The organism is Nonomuraea maheshkhaliensis (assembly GCF_039529435.1).
GTDB lineage: Bacteria > Actinomycetota > Actinomycetes > Streptosporangiales > Streptosporangiaceae > Nonomuraea > Nonomuraea maheshkhaliensis.
Genome location: NZ_BAAAMU010000007.1, coordinates 1 through 26,400, shown reverse-complemented (window position 1 = coordinate 26,400; position 26,400 = coordinate 1). Strand labels below are relative to the sequence as shown.

At 67.7% G+C, this 26,400-nt stretch carries 29 protein-coding genes; 20 read left to right on the top strand and 9 right to left on the bottom strand.

Translation table 11 applies throughout. The features are described 5' to 3' along the window. Positions 1-65 precede the first annotated feature (65 nt). Complete coding sequence (locus tag ABFX54_RS07005; protein WP_346102422.1) at positions 66-902, bottom strand: hypothetical protein; 837 nt, start codon at positions 900-902, stop codon at positions 66-68. A 190-nt stretch (positions 903-1,092) separates the two neighbouring features. On the opposite strand from ABFX54_RS07005, the gene ABFX54_RS07000 reads away from it, so the two are divergent. Then, positions 1,093-1,281 carry a hypothetical protein gene (locus ABFX54_RS07000; RefSeq protein ID WP_346102420.1) on the top strand — a complete coding sequence of 63 codons (189 nt, stop codon included), beginning with the start codon at positions 1,093-1,095 and terminating at the stop codon, positions 1,279-1,281. A gap of 48 nt (positions 1,282-1,329) precedes the next feature. Here ABFX54_RS07000 and ABFX54_RS06995 read toward each other — a convergent pair whose 3' ends face one another. Together ABFX54_RS06995 and ABFX54_RS06990 are read right to left on the bottom strand one after the other, a co-directional pair. Then, on the bottom strand, positions 1,330-4,662 hold the full coding sequence (locus ABFX54_RS06995; protein WP_346102418.1) for a hypothetical protein: 3,333 nt from the start codon (positions 4,660-4,662) through the stop codon (positions 1,330-1,332). Between the two features lie 101 nt (positions 4,663-4,763). After that, positions 4,764-5,183: a VOC family protein gene (locus ABFX54_RS06990; RefSeq protein ID WP_346102417.1), complete on the bottom strand. Its 420-nt coding sequence runs from the start codon at positions 5,181-5,183 to the stop codon at positions 4,764-4,766. Between the two features lie 79 nt (positions 5,184-5,262). Between ABFX54_RS06990 and ABFX54_RS06985 the strand changes: the two genes are divergently transcribed. Together ABFX54_RS06985 and ABFX54_RS06980 are read left to right on the top strand one after the other, a co-directional pair. Further along, entirely contained in the window at positions 5,263-6,069 is an 807-nt protein-coding gene (locus tag ABFX54_RS06985) for an NAD(P)H-binding protein (protein ID WP_346102415.1), read from the top strand. A 164-nt stretch (positions 6,070-6,233) separates the two neighbouring features. After that, a complete protein-coding gene (locus tag ABFX54_RS06980) occupies positions 6,234-7,199 on the top strand; it encodes a hypothetical protein (protein ID WP_346102413.1) in 966 nt (321 codons plus the stop codon). Positions 7,200-7,238: 39 nt separating this feature from the next. Here ABFX54_RS06980 and ABFX54_RS06975 read toward each other — a convergent pair whose 3' ends face one another. Beyond that, the gene (locus ABFX54_RS06975) at positions 7,239-7,607 is read right to left on the bottom strand and encodes a hypothetical protein (protein WP_346102412.1); all 369 of its coding nucleotides are present in this window, start codon (positions 7,605-7,607) and stop codon (positions 7,239-7,241) included. A gap of 108 nt (positions 7,608-7,715) precedes the next feature. Between ABFX54_RS06975 and ABFX54_RS06970 the strand changes: the two genes are divergently transcribed. Together ABFX54_RS06970 and ABFX54_RS06965 are read left to right on the top strand one after the other, a co-directional pair. Next, positions 7,716-9,140 carry a serine hydrolase domain-containing protein gene (locus ABFX54_RS06970; protein ID WP_346102410.1) on the top strand — a complete coding sequence of 475 codons (1,425 nt, stop codon included), beginning with the start codon at positions 7,716-7,718 and terminating at the stop codon, positions 9,138-9,140. Positions 9,141-9,285: 145 nt separating this feature from the next. Further along, complete coding sequence (locus tag ABFX54_RS06965) at positions 9,286-10,008, top strand: MerR family transcriptional regulator (protein WP_346102408.1); 723 nt, start codon at positions 9,286-9,288, stop codon at positions 10,006-10,008. A 25-nt stretch (positions 10,009-10,033) separates the two neighbouring features. On the opposite strand, the gene ABFX54_RS06960 is transcribed toward ABFX54_RS06965, so the two are convergent. Then, the gene (locus ABFX54_RS06960; RefSeq protein WP_346102406.1) at positions 10,034-10,438 is read right to left on the bottom strand and encodes a YybH family protein; all 405 of its coding nucleotides are present in this window, start codon (positions 10,436-10,438) and stop codon (positions 10,034-10,036) included. A 102-nt stretch (positions 10,439-10,540) separates the two neighbouring features. Between ABFX54_RS06960 and ABFX54_RS06955 the strand changes: the two genes are divergently transcribed. Together ABFX54_RS06955 and ABFX54_RS06950 are read left to right on the top strand one after the other, a co-directional pair. After that, positions 10,541-10,894 carry a winged helix-turn-helix transcriptional regulator gene (locus ABFX54_RS06955; protein WP_346102404.1) on the top strand — a complete coding sequence of 118 codons (354 nt, stop codon included), beginning with the start codon at positions 10,541-10,543 and terminating at the stop codon, positions 10,892-10,894. 99 nt (positions 10,895-10,993) lie between these two features. Further along, positions 10,994-12,067 (top strand): hypothetical protein, encoded by a 1,074-nt coding sequence (locus ABFX54_RS06950; protein WP_346102402.1) that lies wholly within the window; start codon positions 10,994-10,996, stop codon positions 12,065-12,067. A gap of 51 nt (positions 12,068-12,118) precedes the next feature. Here ABFX54_RS06950 and ABFX54_RS06945 read toward each other — a convergent pair whose 3' ends face one another. Further along, complete coding sequence (locus ABFX54_RS06945; protein WP_346102400.1) at positions 12,119-12,691, bottom strand: DUF4240 domain-containing protein; 573 nt, start codon at positions 12,689-12,691, stop codon at positions 12,119-12,121. Positions 12,692-12,696: 5 nt separating this feature from the next. Between ABFX54_RS06945 and ABFX54_RS06940 the strand changes: the two genes are divergently transcribed. Both ABFX54_RS06940 and ABFX54_RS06935 read left to right on the top strand, forming a co-directional pair. After that, a complete protein-coding gene (locus tag ABFX54_RS06940) occupies positions 12,697-12,894 on the top strand; it encodes a helix-turn-helix domain-containing protein (protein ID WP_346102399.1) in 198 nt (65 codons plus the stop codon). A gap of 193 nt (positions 12,895-13,087) precedes the next feature. Next, positions 13,088-13,747 (top strand): ankyrin repeat domain-containing protein, encoded by a 660-nt coding sequence (locus ABFX54_RS06935; protein WP_346102397.1) that lies wholly within the window; start codon positions 13,088-13,090, stop codon positions 13,745-13,747. A 184-nt stretch (positions 13,748-13,931) separates the two neighbouring features. On the opposite strand, the gene ABFX54_RS06930 is transcribed toward ABFX54_RS06935, so the two are convergent. After that, positions 13,932-14,069, bottom strand: coding sequence for a hypothetical protein (locus ABFX54_RS06930; protein WP_346102395.1), 138 nt, complete (start codon positions 14,067-14,069; stop codon positions 13,932-13,934). A 791-nt stretch (positions 14,070-14,860) separates the two neighbouring features. Then, positions 14,861-15,661, bottom strand: a complete 801-nt coding sequence (locus ABFX54_RS06925; protein ID WP_346102393.1) for a hypothetical protein — start codon at positions 15,659-15,661, stop codon at positions 14,861-14,863. A gap of 423 nt (positions 15,662-16,084) precedes the next feature. Between ABFX54_RS06925 and ABFX54_RS06920 the strand changes: the two genes are divergently transcribed. From ABFX54_RS06920 to ABFX54_RS06870, 11 genes are all read left to right on the top strand, one after another. Next, the gene (locus ABFX54_RS06920) at positions 16,085-16,693 is read left to right on the top strand and encodes an HNH endonuclease (protein ID WP_346102391.1); all 609 of its coding nucleotides are present in this window, start codon (positions 16,085-16,087) and stop codon (positions 16,691-16,693) included. Between the two features lie 1,111 nt (positions 16,694-17,804). Next, on the top strand, positions 17,805-18,512 hold the full coding sequence (locus ABFX54_RS06915; protein ID WP_346102389.1) for a hypothetical protein: 708 nt from the start codon (positions 17,805-17,807) through the stop codon (positions 18,510-18,512). A 55-nt stretch (positions 18,513-18,567) separates the two neighbouring features. Next, positions 18,568-19,593, top strand: a complete 1,026-nt coding sequence (locus tag ABFX54_RS06910; protein ID WP_346102387.1) for a hypothetical protein — start codon at positions 18,568-18,570, stop codon at positions 19,591-19,593. A 441-nt stretch (positions 19,594-20,034) separates the two neighbouring features. Beyond that, positions 20,035-20,346, top strand: coding sequence for an SCO3933 family regulatory protein (locus ABFX54_RS06905; protein WP_487047318.1), 312 nt, complete (start codon positions 20,035-20,037; stop codon positions 20,344-20,346). Then, positions 20,339-21,670, top strand: a complete 1,332-nt coding sequence (locus ABFX54_RS06900) for an FtsK/SpoIIIE domain-containing protein (RefSeq protein ID WP_346102383.1) — start codon at positions 20,339-20,341, stop codon at positions 21,668-21,670. The genes ABFX54_RS06905 and ABFX54_RS06900 overlap by 8 nt, the downstream gene beginning before the upstream one ends. Positions 21,671-21,694: 24 nt before the next feature. Next, the gene (locus ABFX54_RS06895; RefSeq protein WP_346102381.1) at positions 21,695-22,390 is read left to right on the top strand and encodes a DUF2637 domain-containing protein; all 696 of its coding nucleotides are present in this window, start codon (positions 21,695-21,697) and stop codon (positions 22,388-22,390) included. A gap of 14 nt (positions 22,391-22,404) precedes the next feature. Continuing rightward, positions 22,405-22,743 (top strand): hypothetical protein, encoded by a 339-nt coding sequence (locus tag ABFX54_RS06890; RefSeq protein WP_346102379.1) that lies wholly within the window; start codon positions 22,405-22,407, stop codon positions 22,741-22,743. Positions 22,744-22,993: 250 nt separating this feature from the next. Beyond that, a complete protein-coding gene (locus ABFX54_RS06885; RefSeq protein ID WP_346102629.1) occupies positions 22,994-24,301 on the top strand; it encodes a replication initiator in 1,308 nt (435 codons plus the stop codon). Then, positions 24,298-24,474, top strand: coding sequence for a helix-turn-helix transcriptional regulator (locus ABFX54_RS06880; RefSeq protein WP_090930191.1), 177 nt, complete (start codon positions 24,298-24,300; stop codon positions 24,472-24,474). The genes ABFX54_RS06885 and ABFX54_RS06880 overlap by 4 nt, the downstream gene beginning before the upstream one ends. Before the next feature lie 3 nt (positions 24,475-24,477). Then, on the top strand, positions 24,478-24,867 hold the full coding sequence (locus ABFX54_RS06875; protein WP_346102378.1) for a hypothetical protein: 390 nt from the start codon (positions 24,478-24,480) through the stop codon (positions 24,865-24,867). Further along, positions 24,767-25,474 carry a tyrosine-type recombinase/integrase gene (locus ABFX54_RS06870; RefSeq protein WP_428834505.1) on the top strand — a complete coding sequence of 236 codons (708 nt, stop codon included), beginning with the start codon at positions 24,767-24,769 and terminating at the stop codon, positions 25,472-25,474. The genes ABFX54_RS06875 and ABFX54_RS06870 overlap by 101 nt, the downstream gene beginning before the upstream one ends. Before the next feature lie 321 nt (positions 25,475-25,795). Here the strand turns inward: ABFX54_RS06870 and ABFX54_RS06865 are convergent. After that, on the bottom strand, positions 25,796-26,400 hold a 605-nt coding region (locus ABFX54_RS06865; protein WP_346102374.1), incomplete at its 5' end, for a DUF4240 domain-containing protein.

Below are 26,400 nucleotides of genomic sequence, written 5' to 3'. Positions count from 1 at the left end.
CGCTACCACCGAAGCGCCGTGCACATCCTCGGCCCGCTACCGCCGGAAGTACGTCATACGGCGTGCTACTGCCAGATTGCGGCGTACTTGCCGTTCTCGGCGTTGACCTGCACGGGGTGAAGACCCTTGGCCTTCAAGTCGTCGACGCGCTTCTGGTAGCCGGCGGCGTTCATGTCCACGTAATGAGCCCAGGACTTCACCCCGTCCTTGCGCCACACCGCGCTGTAGGTGCCGTCGGGCGCCACGGAGACCTTGACCGGCCGGAAGCCCTTCTGCCTCTTGGCGTAGTACTCGGCCTGGTGCTGCTGCCTGCTCTTGCCGTACGTGTAGTACCAGGCGCCGGAGCTGGCGCTCCAGACGCCGACGTAGCGGATGTCGCCGGGGGTGCCGTACGCGTCCACCGAGCTCAGCGCGAGGCCCTTGGCGGCGGCCTGCTTGTTGGCGGCGCCGAACTGGGCGGGCGTGAGCCCGGACTTGGCCACGAACGCGCCGCTCTTGCGCTCGAAGACGGCGGTGAACACGGGCGAGTCGGCCGGGCCGGTGGCGGAGACGGAGGTCGGCTGCGCTCCCTCCTTCACGGCGGCGTCGAACCGCTTCTGGAACCCACTGGCCGACATGCCCTGCCAGATGCCCCAGTCGTTGGACGCGCCGCCCTTGATCCAGACGGCGGCGTACCGCTCCCCGTCCGAGACGTTCACCGTGATCGGCCGATAGCCCTGGTTCTTGAGCCGCGTCACCCGGCTCACGCTCTGACTGGCGCTGAGCCCGTGGTAGGCGGCCCAGGCCGGCGCGCTCTCGGCGACGGCGGCCGGCGCCGCCGTCCCTGCGGTCGCCGTCCCTGCGGTCGCCGCCGCTCCGGCTAGCACGGAGGTGATGATCGCGATCTTTTCAGAGGTCCTCATGACCCTCCCATGACGACTTCTTGACTCGGTCGGTGATGAGGACCGACCCTAACAGCCCTCGTCAACACCTCGCAGGCCCGCCTCACGCCGCCCAAACAGCACGAGATCGTGGAAAACAGGGCTCGGCCTGGACATCAGCCGCACCAGCGCCCACGATGAGGGCCAGTCGAGCGTTCCTCATGGAGGACCCATGAAGGCTCACCAGCGCGGCCCCGTCCGCCGCGTGGCCGCGTCCGCCGCCGTCATCCTGGCCACCTTCGTCCTGACCTCCGCACCGGCCGCCCAGGCCGAGCAGGTGGGCGGCGGCACGGAGACGGACTCCACGGTGGTGCGGACGCCGCAGTCCGACGAGTGCGACTACGCCCGCACCGACCTCTGACCGGACCTTCACACGCCGGCCCGAGCCGTCAGCGGCCAGGCGCGGTGCTCACTCGTCGGCCGTCGTGACGCGCCGGGCCTGGTGGGCGGCCTCCGGGTGGTCGGACGCGCGTACCCGCCGCACCAGCTCCCGCCAGGGCGCCGCCCAGCCCGATCGGGGACCGCAGGACGCGGCCAGCGCCATGGCCAGCAGCGCGCCCTTCTCCCCCTGCCCGGCCAGCCACTCCGCCTGCGGCAGCACCTGCTCCAAAGGCACGTCGCCGGCCGACTCGGCCAGGTAGTGGCCGTTCTCGACCGCGGAGAGCACGCCAGGGACCGTCGCCACCAGCCGTTCCAGCGCCGGTCGGGGGTCGTCCCAGTCGACGGTGCCGGCCAGCGGCTCGGCGGCCAGGTCCGGCGGGAGGTCGTCGGGCAGCCCGGGCACGATCGGCTCCCTCTGAGCCCGGTGCCACCAGCGCAACTGCGCGACGAGATCCCCCAGCCGCTGGGCGGCCGGGCGGTCGCGGTCGGCTCCCGCGTCGGGTTCTGCGGGCGCGGCGGCGAGGGCGCGTACGGTCCGCCGCAGCACCCGCGGCTCGTAGCCCGAGCACGCACCCGTGACCAGCCCGCCTACGGCGGCCTGCCAGCCCGCCGTGTCGTCGAGATCGCGGGCGATCCCGGCCAGCCGCTCCATGGCCTCGGGCGCGTACGCCACCCAGCGGGGCAGCGCCGCGACGGCGAGCAGCCGTACCGTCCGCTCCTCCGCCAGCGTGGCGGCGACGACCAGCCCCCCGAACGCCGCCCGCCACCGCCCCGGCACGTCCAACGGCCGCGTATCCAGCACAGGAGCCACCAGATCCGCCACCGCGCCACCCGGCGCACCACCGGCCACGCCGGGCGGCACGCTCCGCGCCATGGCGACCGCCTCCCTGAGAAGGTCCCAGGCGCCCGGTTCGTCGAGCAGGCCGAGGGCCGCCGAGACGATCGCCACCCGCACGTCCTTGTGCTGCCCCTCGGCCTCCCACAGGCGGCGCAGCCGCGCCATCGCGCCGGGCGCGCGGTGCCGGGCCAGCAGCCGGACCGCCTCCTTGCGCGCGGTGACCTTGCCCTCGGCCAGGACCGGCTCCAACGCCGCCGGCAGCTCCGCCGGCCGGACGAACCGGGCCGCCCGCGCCGCCGCGGACACGGCCACGTGGGCGTCGTCCGAGCCCGCGTACTCCAGCAGCTCGGCCAGCACCTCCTGCGGGCGCGCCGTCCAGGGCAGCGCCGCCAGCCTCGCCTGCCGCAACACCGGCTCCGCCTCCAGGTCGCGCAGCCGCCCGGCCTCGATCGCCGGGATCTCGCCCATCATCCGCACCGCCTGGGCCCGCTCGTGCAGCGGCAGCGACGTGTTCCACACGACCCGTTCCAGCAGCTCCGCGTACGCCTCGCGCTGCCGCGCCGTCCACCGCCGGACATACGGCCGCGAAACGTAACGGACCCGCCGCACCCCGCTCTGGGCGAAGCGCCCCTGGTGGGCCCGCCGGCTCAAGACATGACTCAGCAGGTCCGTACGCCGCGCCGTCAGCTCGTCGAACACGGAGCCCAGCGCCACCACGGACGGATCGGCCGCCAGCAGCCCCTCGACCCGCTCGCCCCTGGTGCGCGGCGGCTCCAGCCAGAGGTCGACGGCCCGGATCGCGTCGGACTCGCTGGTGGCCGTCAGCGCGCGTTCCAGCGCCCGCCGCAGCTCGGGCAGGTCGTGGCCGCGCCGGCCGAGCGCCGAGGCGAGCAGGAAGGCGAGCTGGTGCCGGTCGTGGCGGGCCTCCGCCTCCAGGTAGGGGGCGAGCCGGCGTACCAGCTCGCCTTCCTGGCCCCGCCGCAGCACCTGCGACAGCCGGTGCACGGAGACGATGCCCACGGAGCCGGCCAGCCGTTCGAGTACCCGCAGCCCGTACTGCAGCAGGGCGGCCTCGTCCTGCCGCGCGCCCTCCTCGAAGATCGCGGCGGCCAGACGGGAGAGGTTTCTCCGCGTCTGGTAGGAGCAGTCGCGGGCGTTGACCGCGTCCTCGACGAACCGGTCCAGCACGGGCACGTGCCCGGCCGTCCACAGCCGCGGCGGGATGCCGGTCAGCGCCTCGACGGCGGCCTGGCGTACCGGGTCCTGCTCGTTGCGCAGCCGCCGGAGCGCGTCCAGCATCCGGGTGACGACCTCGGGATCGCGGGCGCGCCCCGAGCAGGCGATCAGGTTCCGGTAGCCGTCGGCGCGGTCGAGCGCGTCGGAGCGGCGGGTGGCGGCCCGCAGCACGGGCTCGGCCTCGTCGTACGGGAGGAAGGCGGTGATCTGCCGGGTCTGCCGCGGATCGTCGGCGACGGAGCGCAGCTCCAGCATGCGGCGCGCCTCCGCGACCCGGCGGCGCAGCGGCAGGACGTCCAGCAGGTAGGGGGAGTAGATCGCCTGGGACTGGTCGGCCCCCGCCATCACCTCGGTGAACAGCGCGTCCCTGCGCGCGGGCGCCACCGAGCGCAGCAGGTTGATCAGCGACGGCTCGTCGTCGCGCAGCGCCCGCCCCAGCTCGGCCAGCCGGGCGTCGGGAAGCAGGGCCAGCCGCCGGCGGACGGACCTGCGCCGCAGCAGACGGGTGAGCTGGTGGCGGTGGCCGGGGGTCAGGTAGAGGGCCAGCGTACGCACCGGATCGGCGTCCAGCAGCCGGCCCGCGCAGTGCCAGCTCCGGTTGGTCGGGTAGCGCTCCAGCAGCGCGATCACCCGCTCGGGGGCGTGCGTGGCGGCCACCTCGATGCCCGAGGTCGTCGCCGTCCACCAGGCCTCGCGCAGCGGACGGGGCAGCTCGGCCAGCGCCGACTCGGCGTGGTCGAGCACCGTGTGGGGATGCCGCCTGGCCAGGGCGCCCCAGTTGGGCACCGCGTACGCCAGGTCGCCGAGCCGGGCCGCGACCGCCTCGGCGGAGCAGACGGCCAGCAGCCCCGCGGCCTCGCGGTCGCCCCAGCGCCCGCATGCCTCGTCGACCAGGCGCTCGGCCAGATCGCTCCTGCGCTCGCGCCGGACGGCCCGGTACGCGGCCGCACGGTGGGCGGCGGGGGCGTCGCGGACGATCTCCATGACGGCGTCGTCGGGGATGCCCAGCCTGATGGCGTGGCCGATCGCGTACTGGGATATGTCGGGATCCGGGTCGGCGGTGGCGCGGACGAGGTGCGGGAGGTGCCCGGCCATGACAGCCAGCCGCGCCGCGAGCAGCCGCTCGTACGGGCCGCGTTCCGACAGAGCCGTGAGCAGGGCCTGGAGCTCGTCCGGCCGGCCCGCCAGCTCCCTCCCGCGCTCGGCCAGGCGGCGGGACCGCTGTCCGTGGGACAGGGGTTCGACCTCGTTGAGCAGTTCGTCCGGGGAGAGGGATTCAGGCCGCATAATCGCCTCATTATGGCGCTCGGCCATCGAGCAAGGCGCGTGCTTTTTCCGCCGCCGACCGGCCGCATGGGCGCTCCTCGTCGTGGCCGCCCACGCTCATCTCACGTCGTCGTGACCGATCCGGCGACCAGCTCCACCTCGAAGCCGTCCGCGTTCTCCAGGTAGGCGGCGTAGTGCGCCTCACCGCCGGCGTACGGGTGGCGGTCGGGGAACATCAACGTCCAGCCGTACGCAGTCGCCCGCTCCGCCAGGGCGTCCACCCGCGCGCGGTCGCCGGCGTGGAAGGCGAGGTGGTTCAGCCCAGGGCGGAGGCGGTCGTGCCGCCCGGCGCTGAGCGCGGGCGACTGCTCGAACACCAGGTACGTCGCCCCGAGCCGCCAGCTCCGGCCGTCCTCCCACTCCTGGTACGGCTCGTAACCGAACTCCTCCAGCAGCCACCGCCAGGCGGCGACGGCCCGCCGCAGGTCGGGCACCCAGATCTCGACATGGTGCAGCGCACCGACAGCGGGTTCTCTGGTCATGCCCCCGATTGTCCTCCCGCCGCTTGACCTCAAGTTTGGTTCAGTTCCTAACGTCGCTGGTGACGAAAGGAGCAGGACGATGACGACATTGGTGACCGGCGCGACGGGGAACACCGGCAGGCACGTGGTGGCGGAGCTGGTCCGCCGGGGAGAGCGCGTGCGAGCGCTGACCCGCGACCCGGCCAAGGCGCGCTTCCCCGACGAGGTGGAGGTGGTCGAAGGCACCCACACCGCGCCACAGGAGCTGGGCCCCGCCCTCGACGGCGTCAGCCGGTTGCACGTCACGGTGACGGCGGGACTCGCCGGGGCCGCGCCCGAGCTGGTACGGCGGGCGGTCGACGCCGGCGTGCGCCGGATCACCGTGGTGTGGGGCGGGTACGTGGGCCCCGCCGAGCAGGCCGTGGCCGAGTCGGGGGTGGAGTGGACCCGCCTCGAACCGCAGGAGTTCATGTCCAACGCCCTGACCTGGGCCCACTCGATCCGCGCCGAGGGGGTCGTGCGCGAGCCGTACGACCACCCCGGCGCGCTCGTCCACGAGGCCGACATCGGGGCGGTGGCGGCCGTCGCGCTGCTCGGCGACGGCCACGCGGGCCGCGCCTACAACCTCACCGGCCCCGAGGCGCTGAGCACGAGCGAACGGGTCGCGATCCTGGGCCGGGCGATCGGCCGCGACCTGGCCTTCGTCCCCATCACGCCAGAGCGGGCGGTGAACCGGCTGGTGGCCACCGGCGTGTCGCGGGCGGACGCCGAGTACGTGATCGGCTGGCACGCCGCCGCGAGCATGGAGTCCAAGACCGTCGTCGACACCGTCGAGCGGGTGACCGGCCGGCCGGCGCGCACCTTCACCCAGTGGGCCACCGAACACGCCGGCCGCTTCGCCTCGTAACGGCGAACCCGGCTCCGCATAGGGGGCGAAATGCCCGCTGCCGACATGGTTGGATCAGACCGACCCGACCGGCGGCCCACTGGGGAGCGGCGATGCGATCGGCACGGCGATCAGGCGTCACGACCATCCGGCCGGCGAGGCGATCAGCGGTCGCCCTCCTCACGATGACGCTGCTGGCGCCCCTGCCGTCCGGAGCCGCGCAGGCATCCGTACCGTCCGGCGCCGCGCAGGCGTCTGCGAAGAAGGATTTCGTCCGGTACGCCGACAACAGTTGCGTCGGCAAGAACGGCAAGGTCCGCCGGTGCGCGCCCTGGCGCCTGCGGCTGCGGAGCGGCAGGGTCGTCCGGCTGCCGGACGCGAGGGTGTTCACCGGCGAGGGGATCTTGGCCAAGACCCCGTTCGCACTCTCACCCCACGGCAGCCAAGCCGCCTATTTCCGACTTTCGGACAACGCCCTGGTCATCCGCGAGGTCACCACCGGCAACGTACGCGTCGTTCCCGGCCTGAGGTATCCCGTCACCGGGCCGCCCCCGCTGCTCGCCCTCTCCCCCGCCGGCCGTTACGTCATCCTCAAGCGCGAGGCCCTGATGCCCGCCCCGCCGTCGGAGCCCCTGAACCTGCAGGTGCCCCGGAAGGTGGTGGACACCGTCACCGGGCAGACGCGCACGCTGCCGCCCGGCGAGCTGCCGCTGAGCTTCAGCCCCGACAACGCCCACCTGCTCACGTTCCGGCAGGACGGCGACTACAACGTGGTCTACTCGACCAGGACGTGGACCGAGGTGCGGCGAGGCCCGCGTCTGAGCGGCCGCTTCGGCTCGCTCGCCATGGACGGCACCACGATCGCCCACCTGCGCGACGAGAATCTGCCCGACCACATCGTCTTCACCGACGTGACGACGGGCCGGAGGACGGCCAGAGCGCCGATCAGCCTGCCACCCGGCGAACTCGGCCACTGGCTGCTCTTCGACCGGGCGAACAACCTCGACGTGCGGACCAGCACGACACCGAAGGGCCGGGTGACGCGGACCTACCGCTTGCGCCGGGTGAACGAGGGCATGCGCGTGCTCGACACCTTCAAGCACCACCCGCGCGACACCTTGGACGTCGTCGCGGGTGGGTCCCTGCTCTGATCGGGGCCACCCGGCGGGCGTCAGTCCGACCAGGACTGCTCAGGAGCAGGTGAAGCCCTGCGGCGCGTCCCGGCAGAAATCGCGGAAATCGGTCAGCCATTCGGCGGTCGCCGAGTAGTTGCGGTCGAGCTCCTCGCGATGGAACTCGAAGGTGTCGGGTTCCGTGGTGACCGTCCCGTCGAGCAGCACCCGCCCCTCACCGGGCACGCCCGGCAGGTAGCCGTCGAGGAAGACGGCGATCTGACGGGCTTCCGCGCCGCTCAGCTCCACCCGGCCGTTGCAGCCGAGCGCCATCAGCGTCTCCTCGTCCAGCACACGGCCCCGCTCCAGCAACTCCAGGGTCGGCCGCCAGTTCCAGGCGTTGGCACGCAGCGACCTGCCGTCGGGCGTTCTGAGCGTCCAGGACACGCGATCCACCGTACCGGGCGCCCGGCGCCGGCATGGGGGACGGCGACGGCGTCCGTCCCCAACAAGCCCTTGACCTTGCCCCAGGGGCAAGCCTGGACGATGCTCCACATGAACACCATCGCGCTCCACACCGTCGAGACCCACTTCCGCGAGCAGATCGCCGCCGCCTGCGAGTCCGGCGAGGTGCCCGGCTTCGTCGCCGGCGTCCACCACGCCGGCGAGCAGATCATCGTCGCCCACGGCACCGCCAACCTCGCCACCGGCGCACCGATGCTGGAGGACACCGGCTTCCTCTTCGGCTCGGTCACCAAGGTCCTGACCACCACACTCGTCATGCGGCAGGTCGAACGCGGGCGGATCGGCCTGGACTCGCCGGTGGTCGCCCACCTCCCCGAGTTCGCCCTGGCCGTGCCGGACGCGGCGGACAAGATCCTGGTCCGGCACCTGCTCTCGCACACCAACGGCATCGACGCGGACCTGTACTTCCCCGACGCCAAGGGCCGCGACGCGCTGAAGGCGTACGTGGACGGCCTGGCGAGCGGGTGCGGCACCCTGTTCGAGCCGGGCGAGCGGCTCAGCTACTCCAACGGCGGCATGATCGTCGCGGGCCGCCTGCTGGAGGTGGTGACCGGCCTGCCGTTCGCCGACCTGCTCGCACGCGACGTCTACGCGCCCGTCGGCATGAAGGACTCCAGTACGTCCGCCGAGCAGGCCATCCTGCGCAGCACGGCCGTCGGCCACTTCCCCGACCCCGAGACCGGGCTGCTCCGGCCGACGAACATGTTCACCCTGCCCGAGACCTGGGGACCGGCCGGCGGCACCCCGATCGGCACGGTCGCCGACCTGCTCGCCTTCGGCCGCACCCACCTCGCGGGCGGCGTCGCCCCATCGGGCACGCGCGTCCTGTCGGCCGAGTCGGTCGCGCTGATGCGGCAGGTCTCGTACGACATGGACAGCCCGAACGTGCCGCCGATGGGACTGGGCTGGGTCCTGTACCCCTTCGGCGACACGACGGTGCTCGCCATGTCCGGCGCGTCGCCTGGCGGGGTGTCCCTTCTGTGCGTCGTGCCCGAGCACGACCTCGTCTTCGCCGCCTTCGGCAACACCCCGGGAGCTCTCATGCTCCAGGACCGGCTCCTGTGCCGGCTGCTGACCGACCACCTCGGCGTCGCGCTGCCCACGCTGGTCACCGGCGTGCGCGAGGACGTCGATCTGACTCCGTACGTGGGCACGTACCGCTCCGACCAGCTCCGCATCGACGTCAGCATCGTGGACGGCCAGTTGGAGGAGCGGACGACGTACGAGCCGGCGGACGAGTCGCAGGAGCGGATCTTCACCGAGTTCGCCGGCGGCACGACCTCCGCACCGCCGCAGCGTTACGTGCCGATCCGGCCGGGTCTGTTCGCGCCCGCCGGATATCCGATGGAGGTCTTCGACGGCTACCTGAGGCTGCTGCTGGTCTCCTTCCACGACGTCCGCGACGGCCGGGCGCGTTACCGCAACGCCGGCGGCCGCCTCACCCGCCGCACCTGACCCCCGAACCGCCTGACCCGCCTTTGCCCGCCCGAACCACCTGACCCGCCTTTGCCCGCCCGACCCGCCTGACCACCAGACCCGCCTGACAGCCTCCTTGGCCGCCCAACCCACCCGTAGACCGCTTGATGGAAGGATTCCCGGCATGTTCACGATCGGCCAGTTGGCGAACTACGCCGGGGTGACCACCAAGGCCATCCGTCATTATCACGAGCGCGGCCTGCTCCCCGAGCCCGGCCGCGACTCCTCCGGCTACCGCCGCTACACCGCCAAGCACGCCATCGACCTCGTCAAGATCAGAACCCTGGCCCGTGCGGGCGTGCCACTGGCCCGGATCAAGGACCTCCTGGACGCGGACCCGGACATCCTCACCGCGGCCGTCACCGAGATCGACCTCGACCTCCAGGACCGCATCGCGCAACTGGAGCGCCTGCGCGACCAGCTCACCCAACTCCAGGGCGGCGACCAGCTCTACGTCTCCCCCGAGGTCGCCGACCACCTCGACACCCTGCGCGACATCGGCGTCAGCGAGCGCCAGATCCAGCTGGAACGCGACGGCTGGATCCTCATGCAGACGGCCTCACCCGAGGACGCCGCCGTGTGGATCGCCGAGAAGCACGAGCTCATCGCCGATCCCGAGTTCCGTGCCCTCTACCTCGAACACGACGCCGCCTACGGCTGGTCGCCGGACGACCCCCGGCTCCCGGGGCTCGCGGACCGTACCCGCGACTGGTTCGCCCGCCACCACAGCCGCTCCGAGACCCGCCTCGTACAGAACCCGGCCGTCGCCCGGCTGGCCCAGCAGTCCCAGCCCGAAGCCTCCTCCCCGGCCTGGACCCGCCTGACCCGGCTCCTGCGGGAGGACTAGGGGCGACACCGGCTCGGCCGGACGACTACCCGGACTCGCCGCCGGCTCCCGGTTTCACGCCGAACGGGTTGTCAACGGCGTATCGCCAGCGCCCATCCTCCCCGCGTCGGGCGACATCCGTAGCGGTGCCCTCGATGTGCACGGGGTGGCCATCACCATCCGTGCCATCGATCGTCCAGTCGACGATCAGCAAGGCGATGTCGCCCGTGGTGTAGACGTGTCGCGGCCGGACGTCGATCGGCAGCCCGAGACTCAGAAATCGCTCGTTGGCGGCGCGAGCGTCCCGTCCCGTCAGCCCTGAGCCCGGTTCCGGTACGAACACCGCACCGCTCTCATAAACCTCCGCCACCGCCTCCGCGTCACCGCTGTTGAACCGCTCGGCGAACACCGCCGGCACGTCCTCGGGACGTTCGGCAAGCTGCCGCATCATCGCCGCACCCCTTTTCCAGCAGGTAGAAATCACTCAGACGCGGCTACGCTAGGAGGCGCCCTCGTGACTCACCAAACAGTTGGTCACCAACCTCGGCCGGGAGTGCCCGACGACCCTCGCGCGCAGGTCACCGAACCCACCCCCTCCTGCCCGGTGGAGATCACCCTCGCCGCCCTGCACGGCCGCTGGACGACCCTGGTGATCCGCGAATTCCTGCGCGGCGACCACACGTTCACCGAACTCCGCCATGCCCTGCCTGGGCTGTCGGACAAGGTCCTTTCCGAACGGCTGGCGCACCTGACGCGCGCCGGCGTACTCGATCGCCGCCGCCACCCCGGTTGGCCGCCCCGGGTCCGCTACACGCTCACCCCGCACGGACGCCACCTCGGCCCTGTCCTGCAAGCCCTCTGGGACTGGGGCGAGCGACACCAGCCACCCCCACCGGCCGACACCTGACGGCGTCAATGGCTCCCACCGGGGCATTGCCGTGGAGCAGACACCGGCCGATCATCGTCACTACACTTCTCCGATCGATCTTCTCCAGGAGAAGGTGGCATGACCCAGGAGCGGAACACGTCATCCCCGAAAGCGGCGCTGCTGCGTTTCAGCGCCGCTTTGACGGCGTCCGGGCCGGTGATCCTGACCGCTTTCGGAATCGGCAGGCAGACCGTCGGCTGGTTCTGCGCTCCACTGCCCTCCGCTTCCCATCCCTCAGCGGAAAACCCCTACCCGGCGGAAGAGTTCGAGGGTCCGTACTCGCTGGCGGGCCCCTCCGGATGGGGCTCCTACGCGCCGGACGACGTGCCGGGCGAGCTCCTGTTCTGGGGTGTGCTCCTGCTCCCGATCATCGTGGCCGGCCTCATCATGAACGCCTCCCACCGCGCCACACTCACGGCCGTCGCCACGATCGCCACCGTGCTCGCGTACGGACTCGTCATCGCCTTCTTCTTACCCGGTCCCGACCCGTGCACCGGCCGGCCCCATGCCGTCACCCCGCCCTGGCTCCTGATCACCTGCTACCCGCTGTCCGCCGGAGCCCTGCTCCTGACCGCCCGATCACCTCGCCCTCGCGGGAGGTACGGCCTCATCCTTTGGGCAGTCGCCGGAGTAGCCGCAGCGTGGCCGGCGCTGTTCGACCGAATCCCGCCCATGTACACCATGTTCATCACCGGCGACGGTGTTCGCCTTATTGAGGCGTCCGTCTGGGACGGCCTCGCGTCGTGGTTCGGCGACGCCGACAAGATCGGCCTGCCCCTCATCCTCGTCGCCCTCGCCGCGATCACCACGGCCACGGCTCCCCCACGCTGGAGACGCACAGCCGGCTTGACGTCCGCGGCGGCCCTGCTCCTGTTCGTCCTCGTCGAAATCGCGTCATACGTCAGCCACGGCACAGGCGTCTTCGACCTGCTTCTCACCGCTTCAACACCCTGGCGCCTGCTTCTCGCGGCCGCACTGGTCGCATCGGCCGCCTGGTACCCGCCACCACGTTTCTCCTGGACCGGCACCGTCCGCCTGGCCAGAAATCTGATGCGCCGCCCGCGGGCCAGAACGAGGTACGTCACCGTCACCCTGTTGATCGCCGCCGGCGCCCTCTGGCTGATCGCCTCCTCCTTCACCCCGACCCGCTAGGAGAACGACCGGGCAAGGCGCGGAGACGTCGGCCCTGATCCAGGTAACGCGCTATCCGCGGCAGCCTGCGAGCCACCTCCCGCTCATCGTCGAAATCCCACGGCTCCCCCGGGGGCCGCCACCGATGGCCGGAACCAGCGGAAACCCGCTCTCAACAGCCCGAGCCTTCAAGACTTCGCGGAGCCCGTCGGCATCTTCTCCGGTCGCCTTCTCATCGGCGTAATACGCCATGTAACCCAGCGATTCGAATCCGGGGCGAGGTGATTCCCCCGTGCCGTCGTACGACTCCTCCAGCTCCACCATCCGCAGAACCTGAGGCGCCTCGACCAGCCGATCAGGGCAGCCGGTCACCATCTCGAACGTCTCGCGTCCCAGGCTGGCGAGCCAGCGCACGAAGTACTCGCAGCCGTCCAGCGAACCCATCAGGAAGACGAACCAGTACGCCGCGTAGAGATCCACGGTGCAACCGCGGTTCATCGTGCTCGTCCACAGGTCGTGATCATCGACGATCCCATCGATGGGGCGCCGCGCGAGCTCGTCCACCAGCCACGCGACCCGCGCTTTCCTCGTGCTGCTCTCACGCCCGGAACGCTCGATCACATCCCAGAACTCATCGATGGTCATGCCGCGTGATGCTGGCAGCTCCGGCCCACCACGTAAAGATCGTGGCGACCGCACTCGGCATCTCCCACGCCCGCGTCTCTCAGATCGAGAACGGCGATCTGGACTCGATGGAACGCGACACCATCCGCGCTCACGCGGCCGCCCTCGGTGGCCACGTCGATGTGACGATCAGCCTCCGACCGCACTCGGTACGGGTCACCTGACCGCCGGCGGACCATGCGCCCGCCGCTGATCCCAAGCAGGGGCCGCCACCGCTCAGGTGAGCGCCCAAGGATTCTCCGGGCGTCACGCGGCGGCGGTGTGCACACTGGCCGGCCGGCGCGGGGCCGGCAAGACGCGGCTGGCCGCGACCTGCAGACTCGATGGACATCCGGCGACCGAGCAGAATGGTGTCACATGGGGCACGACGAGGTTTCCACATGGGACGGCGTCACACTGCGGTCGACTTACAGCGACAAGGTGATCGAGGGACGCGACAAGCTGGCCGACGCCGCACGTGACAGCGACTGGTCCACGGTCCTGGCTCTCCTCGAAGCGCACCCTGACTGGGTCAACAGCGGCAGAGCCGGCGGCAGCAGCTGGTACGCCCCGCTGCACCAGGTCGCCTGGCACGGTGCCGACGCCGACATCGCTCACCGGCTGGTCGCGCACGGCGCCTGGCGCACACTGCGCACGGCTCAAGGAGAGCGGGCGGTCGACATCGCCGATCGCAGGGGACACCATCATCTCCTGGTACCGCTCACGCCGGTTGTCCACCACCAACTGCCCGCAGAAACCCTGAGCTCGATTCAACACCACTTCCACCGGCTGATTCACGACCGTGCCGACGACCTGACCACCGAGCACCAGTTGCGTCTCCCCGAGCTGGAGCCACTCACTGAGCAACGCAACCCGGCCTGCTGGTTCGCCGTCCCCGGCATGTACGGCGGTTTCAGTTATCGACTGACCGGGGCCGAACTGACCGTGGAAAGCTGGAGCCGCATCGCCGGAGGATCAGGCCGGCGACACGTCATCGACGAACACGGCGCACGGCTTGTCGCCGAGGGTTTCGTCTGACCGACAAATCCAGACACGGCCTCACTGGCCCCGGTCACAGCGGCGCACCAGTCACAACCAGGTGATCGCCGTCGCCGGCCGATCTCTTTCAAGAGGACCTACGGGACGGCCGGTGCGGCCCCTTACCCGTGATTGACGTGCCTCCGAGCCAAGACAGCCAAGCGGGTCTCCTGCTGACCAGCCATCACGCGTCTGCGGTGCGGGACTCGGGCTGCCAAGCGTCGATGAACTCGTCAACCAGGTGCCGGCTCTCGGCGAGGGCCTCTTCCCCTCCGGCCAGCTCGACGTGCTCGGCGCGGTTCCACTTCTTGAACGTCGTCATCGGTCTACCCCACCCCTTCACCTTCAGGCTGGCGATACACAAGCCGCTCAACTCACCCACGAGCGACCTACCAGCGCGGGACCGCCCTCCGCGAGCCGATCCAGCGCGTCGACGACAAGCCGATGCGGCCCCTGGATCGCGCCCTGCTCCTGCGAGCGGACACGGGTGCGTGACATGCGATCGTGTGAGGTTATAGGACCCGTTCCGGTATTCAGCTGACGCGGCGGGGTTTGAGCTGGGGTTTGGGGGGCCGTGCCCCCCAAAAGACGCATTCTGAGCTTCTGTGCGCGAAGCACCGCTTTTGCGATGACCGTGCTTTCCCCCCGGGCCTACTTGAGGAGCTGCCGGGCCATGACCATGCGCTGGATCTGGTTGGTGCCCTCGTAGATCTGGGTGATCTCCGGTGCACCACACAGCCACCAGCGGAAATCTGTCGATCATGAGCATGACCTGGGGCTGCTGCTGCGACTGACTCTCGTCGTTTCTCGCCGTTCTCGGCCACCCCACGGAACAGGGACGGAACAGCGACAGAAAGTTGCTCATGGCGATCCCGAAGTAGGGTCCGCCGCTCATCACCGTCGATGGCACCGTATGCCGCTGGCCCGTCCGCCGTAAGCCCACGTCCTGTCAGGGAACAGCTGGAGCCTGATGACGTTCACGGTGAGACTGGCTGGCGCTCCGGTTCGCACATCTGTTATTGGGCTCCGCAGGTGTGCTGCGGGGTAGTTGGAGGTGCCACCGACGGCATCGACTTCCGTGCAATCCGCATGTAGACGACGCCGACTTATCGCCTATGCGTTGAATCCGAAATTGTAGGGCGATCCCTTGCGGTAATCGATGGCTTCAAGAAACACAGCTTCGGCATCTTGCAGCACAGACAAGCGTGGCTCGTGATCCTCATCTGGATTAGCCGCAGTGAAAATCAGGTCAGTCCACCCGCCCAGCCGCTTAGACCAGACACTTAGGTGGTCGGGAACCCAGAGAACCCAGATTGAATCGAGCCCGTCGTAACTTCTCATGTCTGGCAGGAAAGGGCCGATCACCTGATGCTCATACGTTTCCAGGGCGAAGTTATCGAATGGATGGATGACGAGGAAGGCATTTTGGGAGGAGGCTTCGTCCGTCTTCGTCGCTAGGCCATCGCACGCTCGCCTCAGAAGCACGTCCGCCTCGGCCAGGATGTCCGCAGCGGCTTTGACCTCAACAGAAATGCTGAGCCCGGCAGGATTCCCACCGCGCGCACTGACCCTGTCAATCGTGCTGTCCATCGTGCGATAGCCGCTGCCCAGAGACTTGATTTCGAATGCAGCCCGATCCATGCCTTCCGGAAACAGTTCGCGAAAGCCATCCTGCTCCAGGTCGGCAAGACTGTAGAGCAGGTCAACGCCGCCGTCGACATCCACCTCGATCGGCATCCTGTACATGAATGAAGAGATCAGGATCGCGGCAAGGTGCTCACCCGATCGCACCTTGAGGTGGCTCACCGTGTTTGGATCCAAGGCGGCGAGCTCCCTGCTTGCCCATCCGACGGTGCGGTGCCAAATGGCGATCACCGGACTGCCATGCATCTCCTCGCCTACGTCCACGCGCATACCTCAAGGATCTATGGCGTGATCATGCGCGTGCAACCTGCTTTCCGGATGCTCTCTAGGGATCAGGATCCGGCTCCTGCCTTCAAGTGCAACCAACGAAAGGAAGGAAGGATCTAAGGTTCGGGCCACGCCCCTTCAGAGGGAGAGCACTGTGCCAGACGTCACCGCGGAGAGTGGGATGGTTACCGAGGATGTGCATCGGTACAGCGGCCGCAACGCGGCGCCTTGTGCGCTGGTCAGGCGTGTGATGGTGTGCGGAGCGGTCGCGAGTGTGCGTTGCTGCATTCCGCGCTAGAAGCAGGTGGGAGATCTCGCAGGCCCTCCGAAGGCTGGGCCTGACAAAGAGTTGGCTGGCACGCTAGAAATCTCGGACAATCTTGCCATCGCACCGCGCTGCGCGGCGGCGAAATTTAGGCTCTTCCCATGGCGATCTCGGAGCGGGCCCGGAAGATCATCTGGGTGGAGTCGGGCGGGCGTTGCGCGATCTGTCGACGCCAGGTCCTGACTCCAGGTAGCGAGACAGACGATCCATCGATCTTCGGCGAAGAGTGCCACATCGTCGCTCGCGGGGCTTCCGGGCCGAGAGCCGGCGGCTTGGGCGAGGAGCTCGTAGACCACCACTCAAACCTTCTGCTGTTGTGCAGCGAGCACCACAAGCAGGTCGACGACCAGGTCTCGACGTTCACCGTTGAACGCCTGCACGAGATCAAGAAGTCGCATCGCGAGTGGATCGCGCGCCTGGGCAATCCTGATGGCGGTCCCGTTCGCCTTGTCCCAGATCCCAGCTTTCCGCGACCGCGTCTCCTGACGCCGATCACCACGGGGAACGCTAGCCGCCTCGCCGAAAGCGGCTACCTGGTCGGTGCATGGGTACGCCACATGTTGCTGACAGGCGGACCGACTCAAGCCGAACCCTCGCCGTGGGAAATCCTTCGGGTCGAAGTGATCCCCGCCGCGGACGCCGAGGTCGTAGATAGTGAGGGAAAGCTCGTCACTATTCCCGATCCACCAAATGGTCCTCAAGCGAGCTGAGCGTTCTTGGACACCTCCCACGGGGGTCGCCACCATTCGCCCGGGAGCCGCCTTTGGGGATTCGAACCCGAGATCCCTTTATTACGAGTGAGAACACGATCGTCCGCTGCTGTCCACAGTGCTCTGTTACCCCAGCTCAGACGGCGCTGTGACCGGTCCGAAGGTCCACGGCTATCCATGATCGTCCACGTTTGTTGTTAGCACCCGCGTTACCAAGATCACCGCATCTGGATCAGGAGCCTGTCCCCGAGGCCGCAGCCACCGGTTCTCCGGCCCGCGCCGACCTCCAACGGGCCACGACTCCCACGGCCAGCAAAACAGCAGCACTGCTGTAGCCAAACGCTGGGAGAAGCTGCCACAGCAGCCACGGAAGCTGTCCATCCCAGCCCGCGCAGTTGAGCAGCCTGAAGTACGAGAGCGCGAGGAACACCCAGTCAAGCGCGACTACCAGCGTGACCGAAACAGCCAGCGCCCCCACCGCCGAACTGAGCCGCCGACCCGCCCAAGCGGCGAACGCGCCTGATAGCAGAGCGCTCACAGAGGGCAGAGCGTTGAGGACCAAAACCTGCCCAAACGTGGATGTCACGGGCTCGCGCAGGCGCTCCCACTTCCGTTCGAGACCGGACTGCATCTCGGACGGACTGAGCGACAACGGTCCGCCACATGCCACGCCGCCTGCATCACTGGCAACGAACGCTTGCAGCCACAACGACAGGAAACTCAGGACGCACGTCGCCAGCCCAGCCAGCCACCATCGTAAGTAGCGCCGTCCGCGCATAGCCTGCCTCTCTCGCTACATGATCGACAGCGGCCATTGTCTACCGCTACTTCGATGCGAAGCCACTTGCTGCGGATCACAGCGAGGCCGGTTGTGCCGCCCTACCTGGACACTCAGTATTCAGAAGTTCGCGAACGTCCGCGGCAGTACACCTCGATGGTCACCCAGTTAGTCACTCTAGGGCGCCCTTGCTGCCTCGTACCTACCAACTCCGAATGTGCCCCCACGAAGGATCACTTCGAGCCAGTGCAAGATCGACATAAATCTGATCGCGCGGATCGTCGGTCATCGGCAATGATACTGGGGGGCAGCCGAAGAGGAACAGGAGACGCCATGTGGCCTGAATTGACAGTTCGCTCCTGGCGGGGAGTGCACGACCTGAGAGCAGCTCACGAACATGCGGACTACTCGGACGATCTGCACGATCGCGTCAATGCGAGCATGGAAGCACGTAGAATTCACGAGCTTCGAGGCATGTTTATGGCTCAGACTGCAGAAATTGAAGATCTCTTGCATACACTACTCCGACTGATTGTTGAGCATTGCCCTGAGTGGCTCCCCGCCTCAGCGACTAAGGCGAAAAAGCTACCAGCAAGTCGGGTGCTGGAGATCATTCGCGCCGTTGCCACATCAACAGGGAAAGCCAATGAGCTCCACAATGCTTGTGCACAGATAAGCTGGCTATTGGCTCGTCGTAATCAATTGGTTCACGCGATTGTGCACATTGGCTATAGCTCACCAGGACCAGACGCTCGACGAGAGCCAGTCATTGTCTTACTGATGGAAATACAGGGAAACACCATCCAGGTGCCTTGGGAGTTCGCTCCGAGACTCGAAGATGCTCGGAATCCCGGAGATATAGCATGGGATGGGGATTGCGGAGAGATATCAGAGCTACATCTGAAAGAAGACCTTCGACGGGCGTTCATCGTTCTAGAAGGTGCGGTTGACATATTCCAAGCACTTGGAGCCCCACTGGAGCTTCTTCTTCCGAAGCATAGCGCCCCCAGCGCCGAAGAGACCGAAAGTCTGCCGTTCTGATACATGGGCCCTGCCGCAAAACAAGTAACTGGAGGTGAAATCATTGGCATCGTCTATGGATGAGTTGGAACGAACGGTCGTGCAGCTATGGGAAGCGAAGCGCCTTGCAGCGTGGGGCGATATCCCGCACGGACGACTCGCCCTCCTGCTGCTGGACAATGCCGCTGAGATATCTCTAAGGCGCACGGCGGGCGCGAACATGCTCGAGGCGGAGATGTATAGCAATATGGCCTACAGTCTGCGGAGCGTCGAGCCCGACGACGAAGAGGGCCAGAAACTCAAGGCACAGATCGACGCCAGGACCCTCTCAAACAAGCAGAAAAAGCAAATTGACCGCAACTTTGATGCACTCGTGGACTACGTCTTCAGGGATGAGCAGCACGCACTTGCAATCGAGTACGGCGAGTGCCTGAAGATTTTGCATCGCTACCGCAATGCTGCTTATCATCGCGACACCATTCGTGCGGATATACTTGGACCTGCGGTACAGATTCTTTTCTTCCTGTGCTGCCACCTGATTAAAAGTGAGCGGCAACTTATCAGCGAGATCAGAGAAGCCCCCTCCGGAATTTTAGAAGTTTTGGACGGAGACCTACCAGTGTCCCGCTGGCCAGCGCATTCGTTCGACACTCAGACGATCGCGCACCACGTTGCGGACCGACTTCTTGACCAACTCAGGCTCGATAACTACGGAATCGCGAAGGCTCTATCTGAACACCTCATCGCCAGACTGGACAATCTCGTTCGGGACTTGGATGAGATTGGCGCGAGCGTTCCTCCTGGGATCACTCGCTGGGCTACATTGAGGTTAGTGCAACAGGCGCCTGAGAAGCTTGAGGACTTCCATGCCGAACCAGCGGACGACTTCTGGACTCGTCCGCTGCCGATTACGGAGGAAGTCATCGAGAGCTGGTTCTCAGGCGCCCGCTCATTGCGGGCCATCCCCGTAGCACACGATGCACTTCGCGCCTTCGCAGAGATCGAGCGGCCCTTGGAGGGGATCGAGGAACCCGTGGCTCGATTCATTTGGGATATCGAGCGCCTAAAGCAACAACGCCTTGATTATCTGAGAGGCAAGTAGATTGCGGACAAGTTCTTCCGGAAGGCCATTATCAGTGACCATTGCAAGCAGTGCTGCTCCCAGCAGCTCCCGTCCACCTGATCACCTCGTACGCCGTCGACTCACCGCGTAGCGGCAGTGGGCCGGGGACGGAGTGTCAAGCGCGGCTTCGCGTGTACGTTCGCCGGTCGCCGTTCCTCGATCATGCGTTGTCCTACGGTCAGAGCCGGGCTTGATACGGAGGAGCCGGCCTGCTGGGCTTGCCTGAGTCGATGGTGTGCGAGGTGATCAGCCCCCAGCCACCCCTCTACGTTCAGGGCCGTGTGGCGATCACCTCGGTGCCGGAGTGCTCCCGCCGGAGGCATGCCTTGGCCTCATCAGCTCAGTCCGGGAGTCCGCCTCTCGCATGGCGTCGGTGAACGTCCTGCACGTCGTTCTGCCTGCGCTCGTTGGTGCGGCGGGGTGGCCGGGCGGGACCGGCCCGGAGAGGCCGCACGCCCGGCCCCGCGCCCTCGCGTGCTCAACCGCGACACCGGAGAGATCAAGACCGACAAGAACGGCAACACCGTCTACGAGGTCACCATCTCCGTCGAAGACGAGTTCGGCCGGATCGAACTCGTCAAGATCGGCATCACCGGAGAGCCGCCCATCAAGGCCGGCGACGCCGTCCACGCGGTCGGCCTGCTCGGCTACATCTGGGAGATCGCCGGACGCTGGGGCATCTCCTACCGCGCCACCGCCCTGGTCCCGCAGCAGGAGACCGCCAGTGTCTGACCAACTCTGGTGGATGCTCGGAGTCCTGGCCGCCGTCGCGGCCGGGCTCTGGGCCTGGCACCGCTGGCACTACCGCTCCTTCTGGCTCTTCATCCGCTTCCCGATCACGGCCATCAGCATCCGAGCGTCCTGGCGCAAGGTCGCCCTCGGCTGCAACCTCACCAAGAAGCGTCAGCGCTTCTGGTTCACCACCGTCCCCGGCCTGATTGCCTCAACCGGCGTCGTCCGCGTCCGGCGCAAATGGCAGCGCATCGCCGTGGACACCAAACCATTCATGTGGCTGCCGCTGCCGACCCGCTACGGCTGGCGGGTCACCCTGCACACCCTGGAAGGACAGATCCCGGCCGACTACGCCGACGTCGCCGAACGCCTGGCCCACTCCTGGGGCGTGCACGCCGTGCGCGTCTCCTCCGACAAGCCCGGCCAGGTACGTCTGGCCGCCACCATCCGTGACCCGCTGGTCAAGGTCGATGAGCTGCCGCCGTCCACCGAACTGCTCAAGGTCACCGTGGGACGGCTGGAGACCGGCCAACCGTGGGTCATCGACTTCCGTACCGTGCCGCACTACATCAACGCGGGAGCCACCCAGTCCGGCAAGTCCAACCTGGCCAACGCACTCATCGTCGGCCTGGCCCCGCAACCGGTCGCCCTGGTCGGCGTCGACCTCAAGGGCGGCGTCGAGTTCACCCCGTACGCGCCCCGGCTGTCCGCGCTGGCCACCACACGAGCCGAGTGCGGTGGACTGCTGGACGACCTGGTGGCGCTCATGACCGACCGGATGGGCATGTGCCGGATGGTCACGGCCCGCAACATCTGGCAGCTCCCGCCCACCATGCGCCCGATCCCGATCGTGGTCCTGGTGGACGAGCTGGCTGAGCTGTACCTGATGGCCGACAAGAGTGAGAAGGAAGAGATCGCCAAGACCTCCACGGCCCTGCTGCGGGTGGCCCAGCTCGGGCGAGCGTTCGGTATCTACCTCTGCTGCGGTCAGCGGATCGGCTCCGACCTCGGCCCCGGCGTCACGGCGCTGCGAGCCCAGTGCTCGGGACGGATCTGCCACCGGGTCAACGACCCCGAGACCGCCACTATGACGCTCGGCGACCTCGACCCGGCCGCGCTCGACTCCGCTCGCACCATCGCCGCTGAAACACCGGGCGTCGCGATCGTCGCCAGTCAGGACGGCCAGTGGTACCGGGCCCGCTCCTTCTACGTCAGCGAGCACACCGCCGAACACGCCGCCCGCACCTACGCCGACCAAGCACCGACCTGGGCCGAAGTGATGACCGCTCAGCCCGTGGACACAGCCGACCAGCAGACGGCCTGAACCGACACCGGAAAGGGGGTCGAGATGCGCCACATCGCCGCCTGGCTGCTCAACACCGGCCCTGTCCTGGTCCTGGCCCTCATCGCAGGAGCAGGCTCCTTCACCCACATCCGCGACACCGCCAGCCAGCACGGCCAGACCGGCTGGATGTCCTGGGCCATCGCCATCTGCATCGACCTGACCTGCGTCATGGCCGCCCGCGAACGCCAACGCGACAAGAAGACCGGCCGAACCCAACGAGGGCTGGTCTCCTGGCCCGTCCTGGTCCTGACCGGAGGCACCATCCTGTCCCTGGCCGCCAACCTCGCCCAAGCCACACCGACCGTCTGGGGCTGGATCACCGCCGCCACCCCGGCCGGCGCCTTCCTCGTCGCGGTCTCCATGCTCGAACGCCGCACCACCACCCGTACCAACTCGCTGCAGGACGTCCCGGAGACGTCCTCACCAACCGCACAGACGTCCCATGCCGTCTCCGCAGAGTCCCACAACGTCCCGCGCGCTGACCGTCCTGCGCTGGCCCCGGCTGACGAGGTCGATCGCCAGCACGACGCTCCCGCACCTGATCCGGCCCTCGTGGACTACGCCCGCCACGTCGCCGACGAGCACCACGCCAAGCAGGGCGGGCCGATCACCGCAGACCTCAACCGCGCCCGTCTGGGCGTGTCCGACCAACTCGCTGCCGACCTGCTCTACCTTCTACAGCCCGCACAGGCCCAGTGAAAGGAACGCCCTCGATGTCCACCATCCACCCGCGGCCCGCGTTCGTCGCTGGACTACGCGCCCTGGCCGACCTGCTCGAAGCCCATCCCGACATCCCGACACCTCGTAGCACGATCGTTCACCACTTCGTGCCCGACGCCCAGGACGCCGAGATGTGTGCCGAGATCGACCGCTTGGCCGCCCTGCTCGGCAGCCGCATCGACAGCGAGAACACCCACTACACGACTTCGCTGTTCTTCGGCCCGATCCAGTACCGAGCTGTGGCGATCCTGGCCGAATCCCGTGCCCGGCACGCCGCCCACGACAGCTACCGCGGCTGCGTCACGCCCGACAGTCCACAGAAGGACCGATGACCATGGACGCCATACCTGTCGTCCGCTACCGCTGCTGCACCTGCAACGGCACCGGCCTCACCGACGACCAGACCTGCGCCGACTGCGACGGCAGCGGCATCGACAACCACGGCGCATAACGCGCAGCGCCCCCCGCCTGGCCACACATCCGCCAAGATCCGCGCCAGGCCGGGGGCCATCCACACCAGAGTCACCGGATAGGACGGAACCCATCTTGCCCCACCTTGCCCACAGCCACGCCGTGGCTGGAATGATCCACCGGCTCAACCAACCCGACTACGACCGCTGGGCCAACCAGATCAAGCGCACCGGCGGCTGCCGACAGCCCATCCACCTGCGCGGCAAGGTCGAACACTACGACCAGGCCACCGGCCACCTCCTGCACCGCTACAGCACCACCCAGGAACCCAACGGCGTGCTGCGCGTGCCGTGCAAGACCCGCCGGGTCACCCGCTGCCCGGCCTGCGCCGAGGTCTACCGCGCCGACACCTACCAACTCGTCCGCGCCGGCCTCATCGGCGGCAAGGGCGTGCCCGAGACCGTCAGCTCACATCCCTGCCTGTTCGTCACCCTCACTGCGCCCTCCTTCGGCGCGGTGCATGTCCGGCGGGAGAAGACCGGCAGGGTCCTGCCCTGCCACGCCCGCCGCGACGCCCAGACCTGCCCGCACGGACAGGTCATGTCCTGCACTGAGCGGCACAGCGCCGACGACCCGCGCCTCGGCGAACCGCTGTGCCCCGACTGCTACGACTACGACGGCTCGGTCCTGTTCAACGCCATCAGCCCCGAACTGTGGCGCCGCTTCACCCTCGCCCTGCGCCGCCGCTTCGCCAGGCTCAACGGCTTGACCGTCAAAGCCCTACGCGAACACGTCACCATCGCCTTCGCCAAGGTCGCCGAATACCAGCGCCGCGGCGTCGTCCACTTCCACGCCGTCATCCGCCTCGACGGACCCGACGGACCCAACTCACCACCACCAGCCTGGGCCACCGCCGACGCCCTGGAACAAGCCGTCCAGCACGCAGCAGCCGCCGTCACCGCAGAGGTCAAACCGCTCAACCGCACCTTCCAATGGGGAACCCAGCTCGACGTCCGCCGCATCACCATGAACGGCGACCTCACCGAACAAGCCGTCGCCGCCTACATCGCCAAATACGCCACCAAAGCCGCCGAATGCGTCGGCACCCTGGACCGCCGCATCCAACCCCTCGACAACCTCGACGCCCTACCCATCCGCGACCACGCCCGCCGCCTCATCGCCGCATGCATGCGCCTCGGCGAACACCCCGGCCTGGCCGACCTCCGGCTTACGCACTGGGCCCACATGCTCGGCTTCCGCGGCCACTTCTCCACCAAAAGCCGCCACTACTCCACCACCCTCGGCGCCCTCCGAGCAGCCCGAGAAGAACACATGCGCACCGAACAGGTCACCACCGGACGGCTCCCGCTCTTCGACGAGGACACCGTCCTTGTGGTCGCTCACTGGCAGTACGCCGGACAAGGACTGTCCCTCGGTGACGCGATCCTTGCCGCAGCGATCGAGGGAGGTTATCGATGAACGCCCTAGACAGGCTCTGGACGGTCGAAGACGTGTCCGCCTTCCTCGGTGTGCCAATCGCGACGCTCTACCAGTGGCGACACCACCGGACGGGCCCGAGAGGCCGCAAGATCGGCCGACACCTCCGCTACGTGCCTGAGGACGTCATGTCCTGGGTCCAGGACCAGGAGTAGCCCGTGGCCTTCGTCAAGGACCTCTGGACCAAGACAGTCCGAACCCCGGACGGCAAGCCGCAGAAGGTCAAGACCGCACGCCATGGCAAGGGCAAGCGCTGGCTCGCCGTCTGGGTGGACCCCGACGGTAACGAGCGCTCGACCGCGTACGACCGCAAGGCCGACGCCGAACCCAAGATCGCCACCATGGGCGCCGACATCGCGCGCGGCGACTACATCGACCCGAACGCCGGCAAGGTGCTCTTCGGTGACCTCGCCGAACGCTGGCCGTATCGTCGACCCATCGACCAAGATCCGGTACGAGTACATCCACCGCCTCCACGTCACGCCGAGCTTCGCCAAGCGCCAGGTGAAGAGCATCAAGCCGTCGCAGATCCAGGCGTGGATCAGTGACCTGAGCAGCCGCTTCGAGACCTCGACCGTACAGACGGCCTTTCTGGTTCTCCAAGGCATCCTCGACCTGGCCGTCGCCGACGAGGCGATCAAGCGCAGTCCCGCCAAGTCGCCGATCGTCCAGGTGCCAAAGCGCACCGCCGAGGAGATCACGGCGTGGTCAGACGAACGGGTCCATGCTCTGATCGACGCTCACCCCACCTTCTTCCGCCTGCTTCCGATGCTCGGAGCCGCGTGCGGACTACGGCAGGGGGAGTTGTTCGGCCTGGCCCTCGAAGACATCGACTTCGAGGAGTGCCTTGTTCGCGTACGACGGCAGATCAAGAAGCTGGGAGCCGACCACGTCTTCGCCCTGCCGAAGAACGACCGTGAGCGAGTCGTACCGCTGCCAAACTGGGCCGCTGAGGCCATCAAGCGGCACGTGTCGGCTTATCCCCCGCTGGCCTGCTCCCTTCCCTGGGAGAAGCTTGATGGCAGACTCCGCACACACAACCTGCTGTTCCGCTGGACGGACGATCGCTTCATCAGGGCCAGGAGCTACAGCGAAACCATGTGGAAGCCCGCCCTCGTAAAGGCCGGCGTGATTCCCGGTCCCGATAAGGACTGACGCCAGCGCGTTCGCTTCGTCACCACCCGTAAGGAAGGGCTGCACCAGCTTCGTCATTACTATGCGAGCGTCATGCTCGCTGGCGGGGTCTCGGTCAAAGAACTCGCCGAGTACCTCGGGCACGCCGATCCCGGCTTCACCCTGCGCGTCTAGGCTCACATGATGCCCGGCTCTCACGACCGCGCCCGCAAGGCCATCGATGACCGGCTGTTCCAGCCTCGGGCAACCAGGATCGAGACTCAGGAGCTTGCCTAGCGCTCGACGCATTCCCCATATCAAGCGGACCAGCCAACGGCGTGGTCCGCTTTGTTCTGCCAGGGCTCATTGAGCAAGGCCGTAGTGCCTTGCGAGTCGTGGAAGACGACGAATGAACTCTGCCTCGTCTCCGAAATCCCACTCCTCGTCGTCGGGCTCCGCGTGGTAGGTCAGAAAGGGGAACTTACTGTGGATGCCTCGTGCTCGAACGGCATCGCCCAAGCTGTCCGGTCCTAGGCCGGTTGCCCGTCTGTAGGGCTCGAAGGTGACGTAGGCGAAGGACTCGAACTCGGGGTCGTCCTCACGCGGCCATACTTCTCGCCGGATACAAGTGACCAGCTTCAGGCGGAACTTGCCATCCCGGGACCAGGTCGTCCTCTCGTGAGAGAAGTTCTTCGACAACTCGAAGAGGCGCTGTACTTCAGGCAGCTCAAGGATCCGATCAGGACAGTCGGCGACCTTCTCGAAGGCATCACGGCCGCGGCTGATCAGCCAGCTCACGAAGTATTCGAAGCCATCGGATGACCCAAATCCGGTGATGGTCCAGAACACCGCGTACAGGTCCCAGGAGCAGGCCCGGTTGGCACATACCGTGAACCAGACCTCGAGTCCACGATGGTCGCGTCCGAGGTGCGGTGTAAAAGTGAACGAGCGTAGGTTGCCGTGCTGAA

Bases quoted from the DNA above. Each gene is read 5' to 3' on its own strand.
- ABFX54_RS06985 (WP_346102415.1), top strand. From the start codon at position 5,263: ATGACGACATTGGTGACCGGCGCGACGGGGAACACCGGCAGGCACGTG.
- ABFX54_RS07000 (WP_346102420.1), top strand. From the start codon at position 1,093: ATGAAGGCTCACCAGCGCGGCCCCGTCCGCCGCGTGGCCGCGTCCGCC.
- ABFX54_RS06910 (WP_346102387.1), top strand. From the start codon at position 18,568: ATGGATGAGTTGGAACGAACGGTCGTGCAGCTATGGGAAGCGAAGCGC.
- ABFX54_RS06945 (WP_346102400.1), bottom strand. From the start codon at position 12,691: ATGACCATCGATGAGTTCTGGGATGTGATCGAGCGTTCCGGGCGTGAG.
- ABFX54_RS06990 (WP_346102417.1), bottom strand. From the start codon at position 5,183: ATGACCAGAGAACCCGCTGTCGGTGCGCTGCACCATGTCGAGATCTGG.
- ABFX54_RS06925 (WP_346102393.1), bottom strand. From the start codon at position 15,661: ATGCGCGTGGACGTAGGCGAGGAGATGCATGGCAGTCCGGTGATCGCC.
- ABFX54_RS06935 (WP_346102397.1), top strand. From the start codon at position 13,088: ATGGGGCACGACGAGGTTTCCACATGGGACGGCGTCACACTGCGGTCG.
- ABFX54_RS06885 (WP_346102629.1), top strand. From the start codon at position 22,994: ATGATCCACCGGCTCAACCAACCCGACTACGACCGCTGGGCCAACCAG.
- ABFX54_RS06965 (WP_346102408.1), top strand. From the start codon at position 9,286: ATGTTCACGATCGGCCAGTTGGCGAACTACGCCGGGGTGACCACCAAG.
- ABFX54_RS06950 (WP_346102402.1), top strand. From the start codon at position 10,994: ATGACCCAGGAGCGGAACACGTCATCCCCGAAAGCGGCGCTGCTGCGT.
- ABFX54_RS06995 (WP_346102418.1), bottom strand. From the start codon at position 4,662: ATGCGGCCTGAATCCCTCTCCCCGGACGAACTGCTCAACGAGGTCGAA.
- ABFX54_RS06980 (WP_346102413.1), top strand. From the start codon at position 6,234: ATGACGCTGCTGGCGCCCCTGCCGTCCGGAGCCGCGCAGGCATCCGTA.
- ABFX54_RS06970 (WP_346102410.1), top strand. From the start codon at position 7,716: ATGAACACCATCGCGCTCCACACCGTCGAGACCCACTTCCGCGAGCAG.
- ABFX54_RS06880 (WP_090930191.1), top strand. From the start codon at position 24,298: ATGAACGCCCTAGACAGGCTCTGGACGGTCGAAGACGTGTCCGCCTTC.
- ABFX54_RS06930 (WP_346102395.1), bottom strand. From the start codon at position 14,069: ATGACGACGTTCAAGAAGTGGAACCGCGCCGAGCACGTCGAGCTGGCC.
- ABFX54_RS06895 (WP_346102381.1), top strand. From the start codon at position 21,695: ATGCGCCACATCGCCGCCTGGCTGCTCAACACCGGCCCTGTCCTGGTC.
- ABFX54_RS06890 (WP_346102379.1), top strand. From the start codon at position 22,405: ATGTCCACCATCCACCCGCGGCCCGCGTTCGTCGCTGGACTACGCGCC.
- ABFX54_RS06920 (WP_346102391.1), top strand. From the start codon at position 16,085: ATGGCGATCTCGGAGCGGGCCCGGAAGATCATCTGGGTGGAGTCGGGC.
- ABFX54_RS06960 (WP_346102406.1), bottom strand. From the start codon at position 10,438: ATGATGCGGCAGCTTGCCGAACGTCCCGAGGACGTGCCGGCGGTGTTC.
- ABFX54_RS07005 (WP_346102422.1), bottom strand. From the start codon at position 902: ATGAGGACCTCTGAAAAGATCGCGATCATCACCTCCGTGCTAGCCGGA.
- ABFX54_RS06915 (WP_346102389.1), top strand. From the start codon at position 17,805: ATGTGGCCTGAATTGACAGTTCGCTCCTGGCGGGGAGTGCACGACCTG.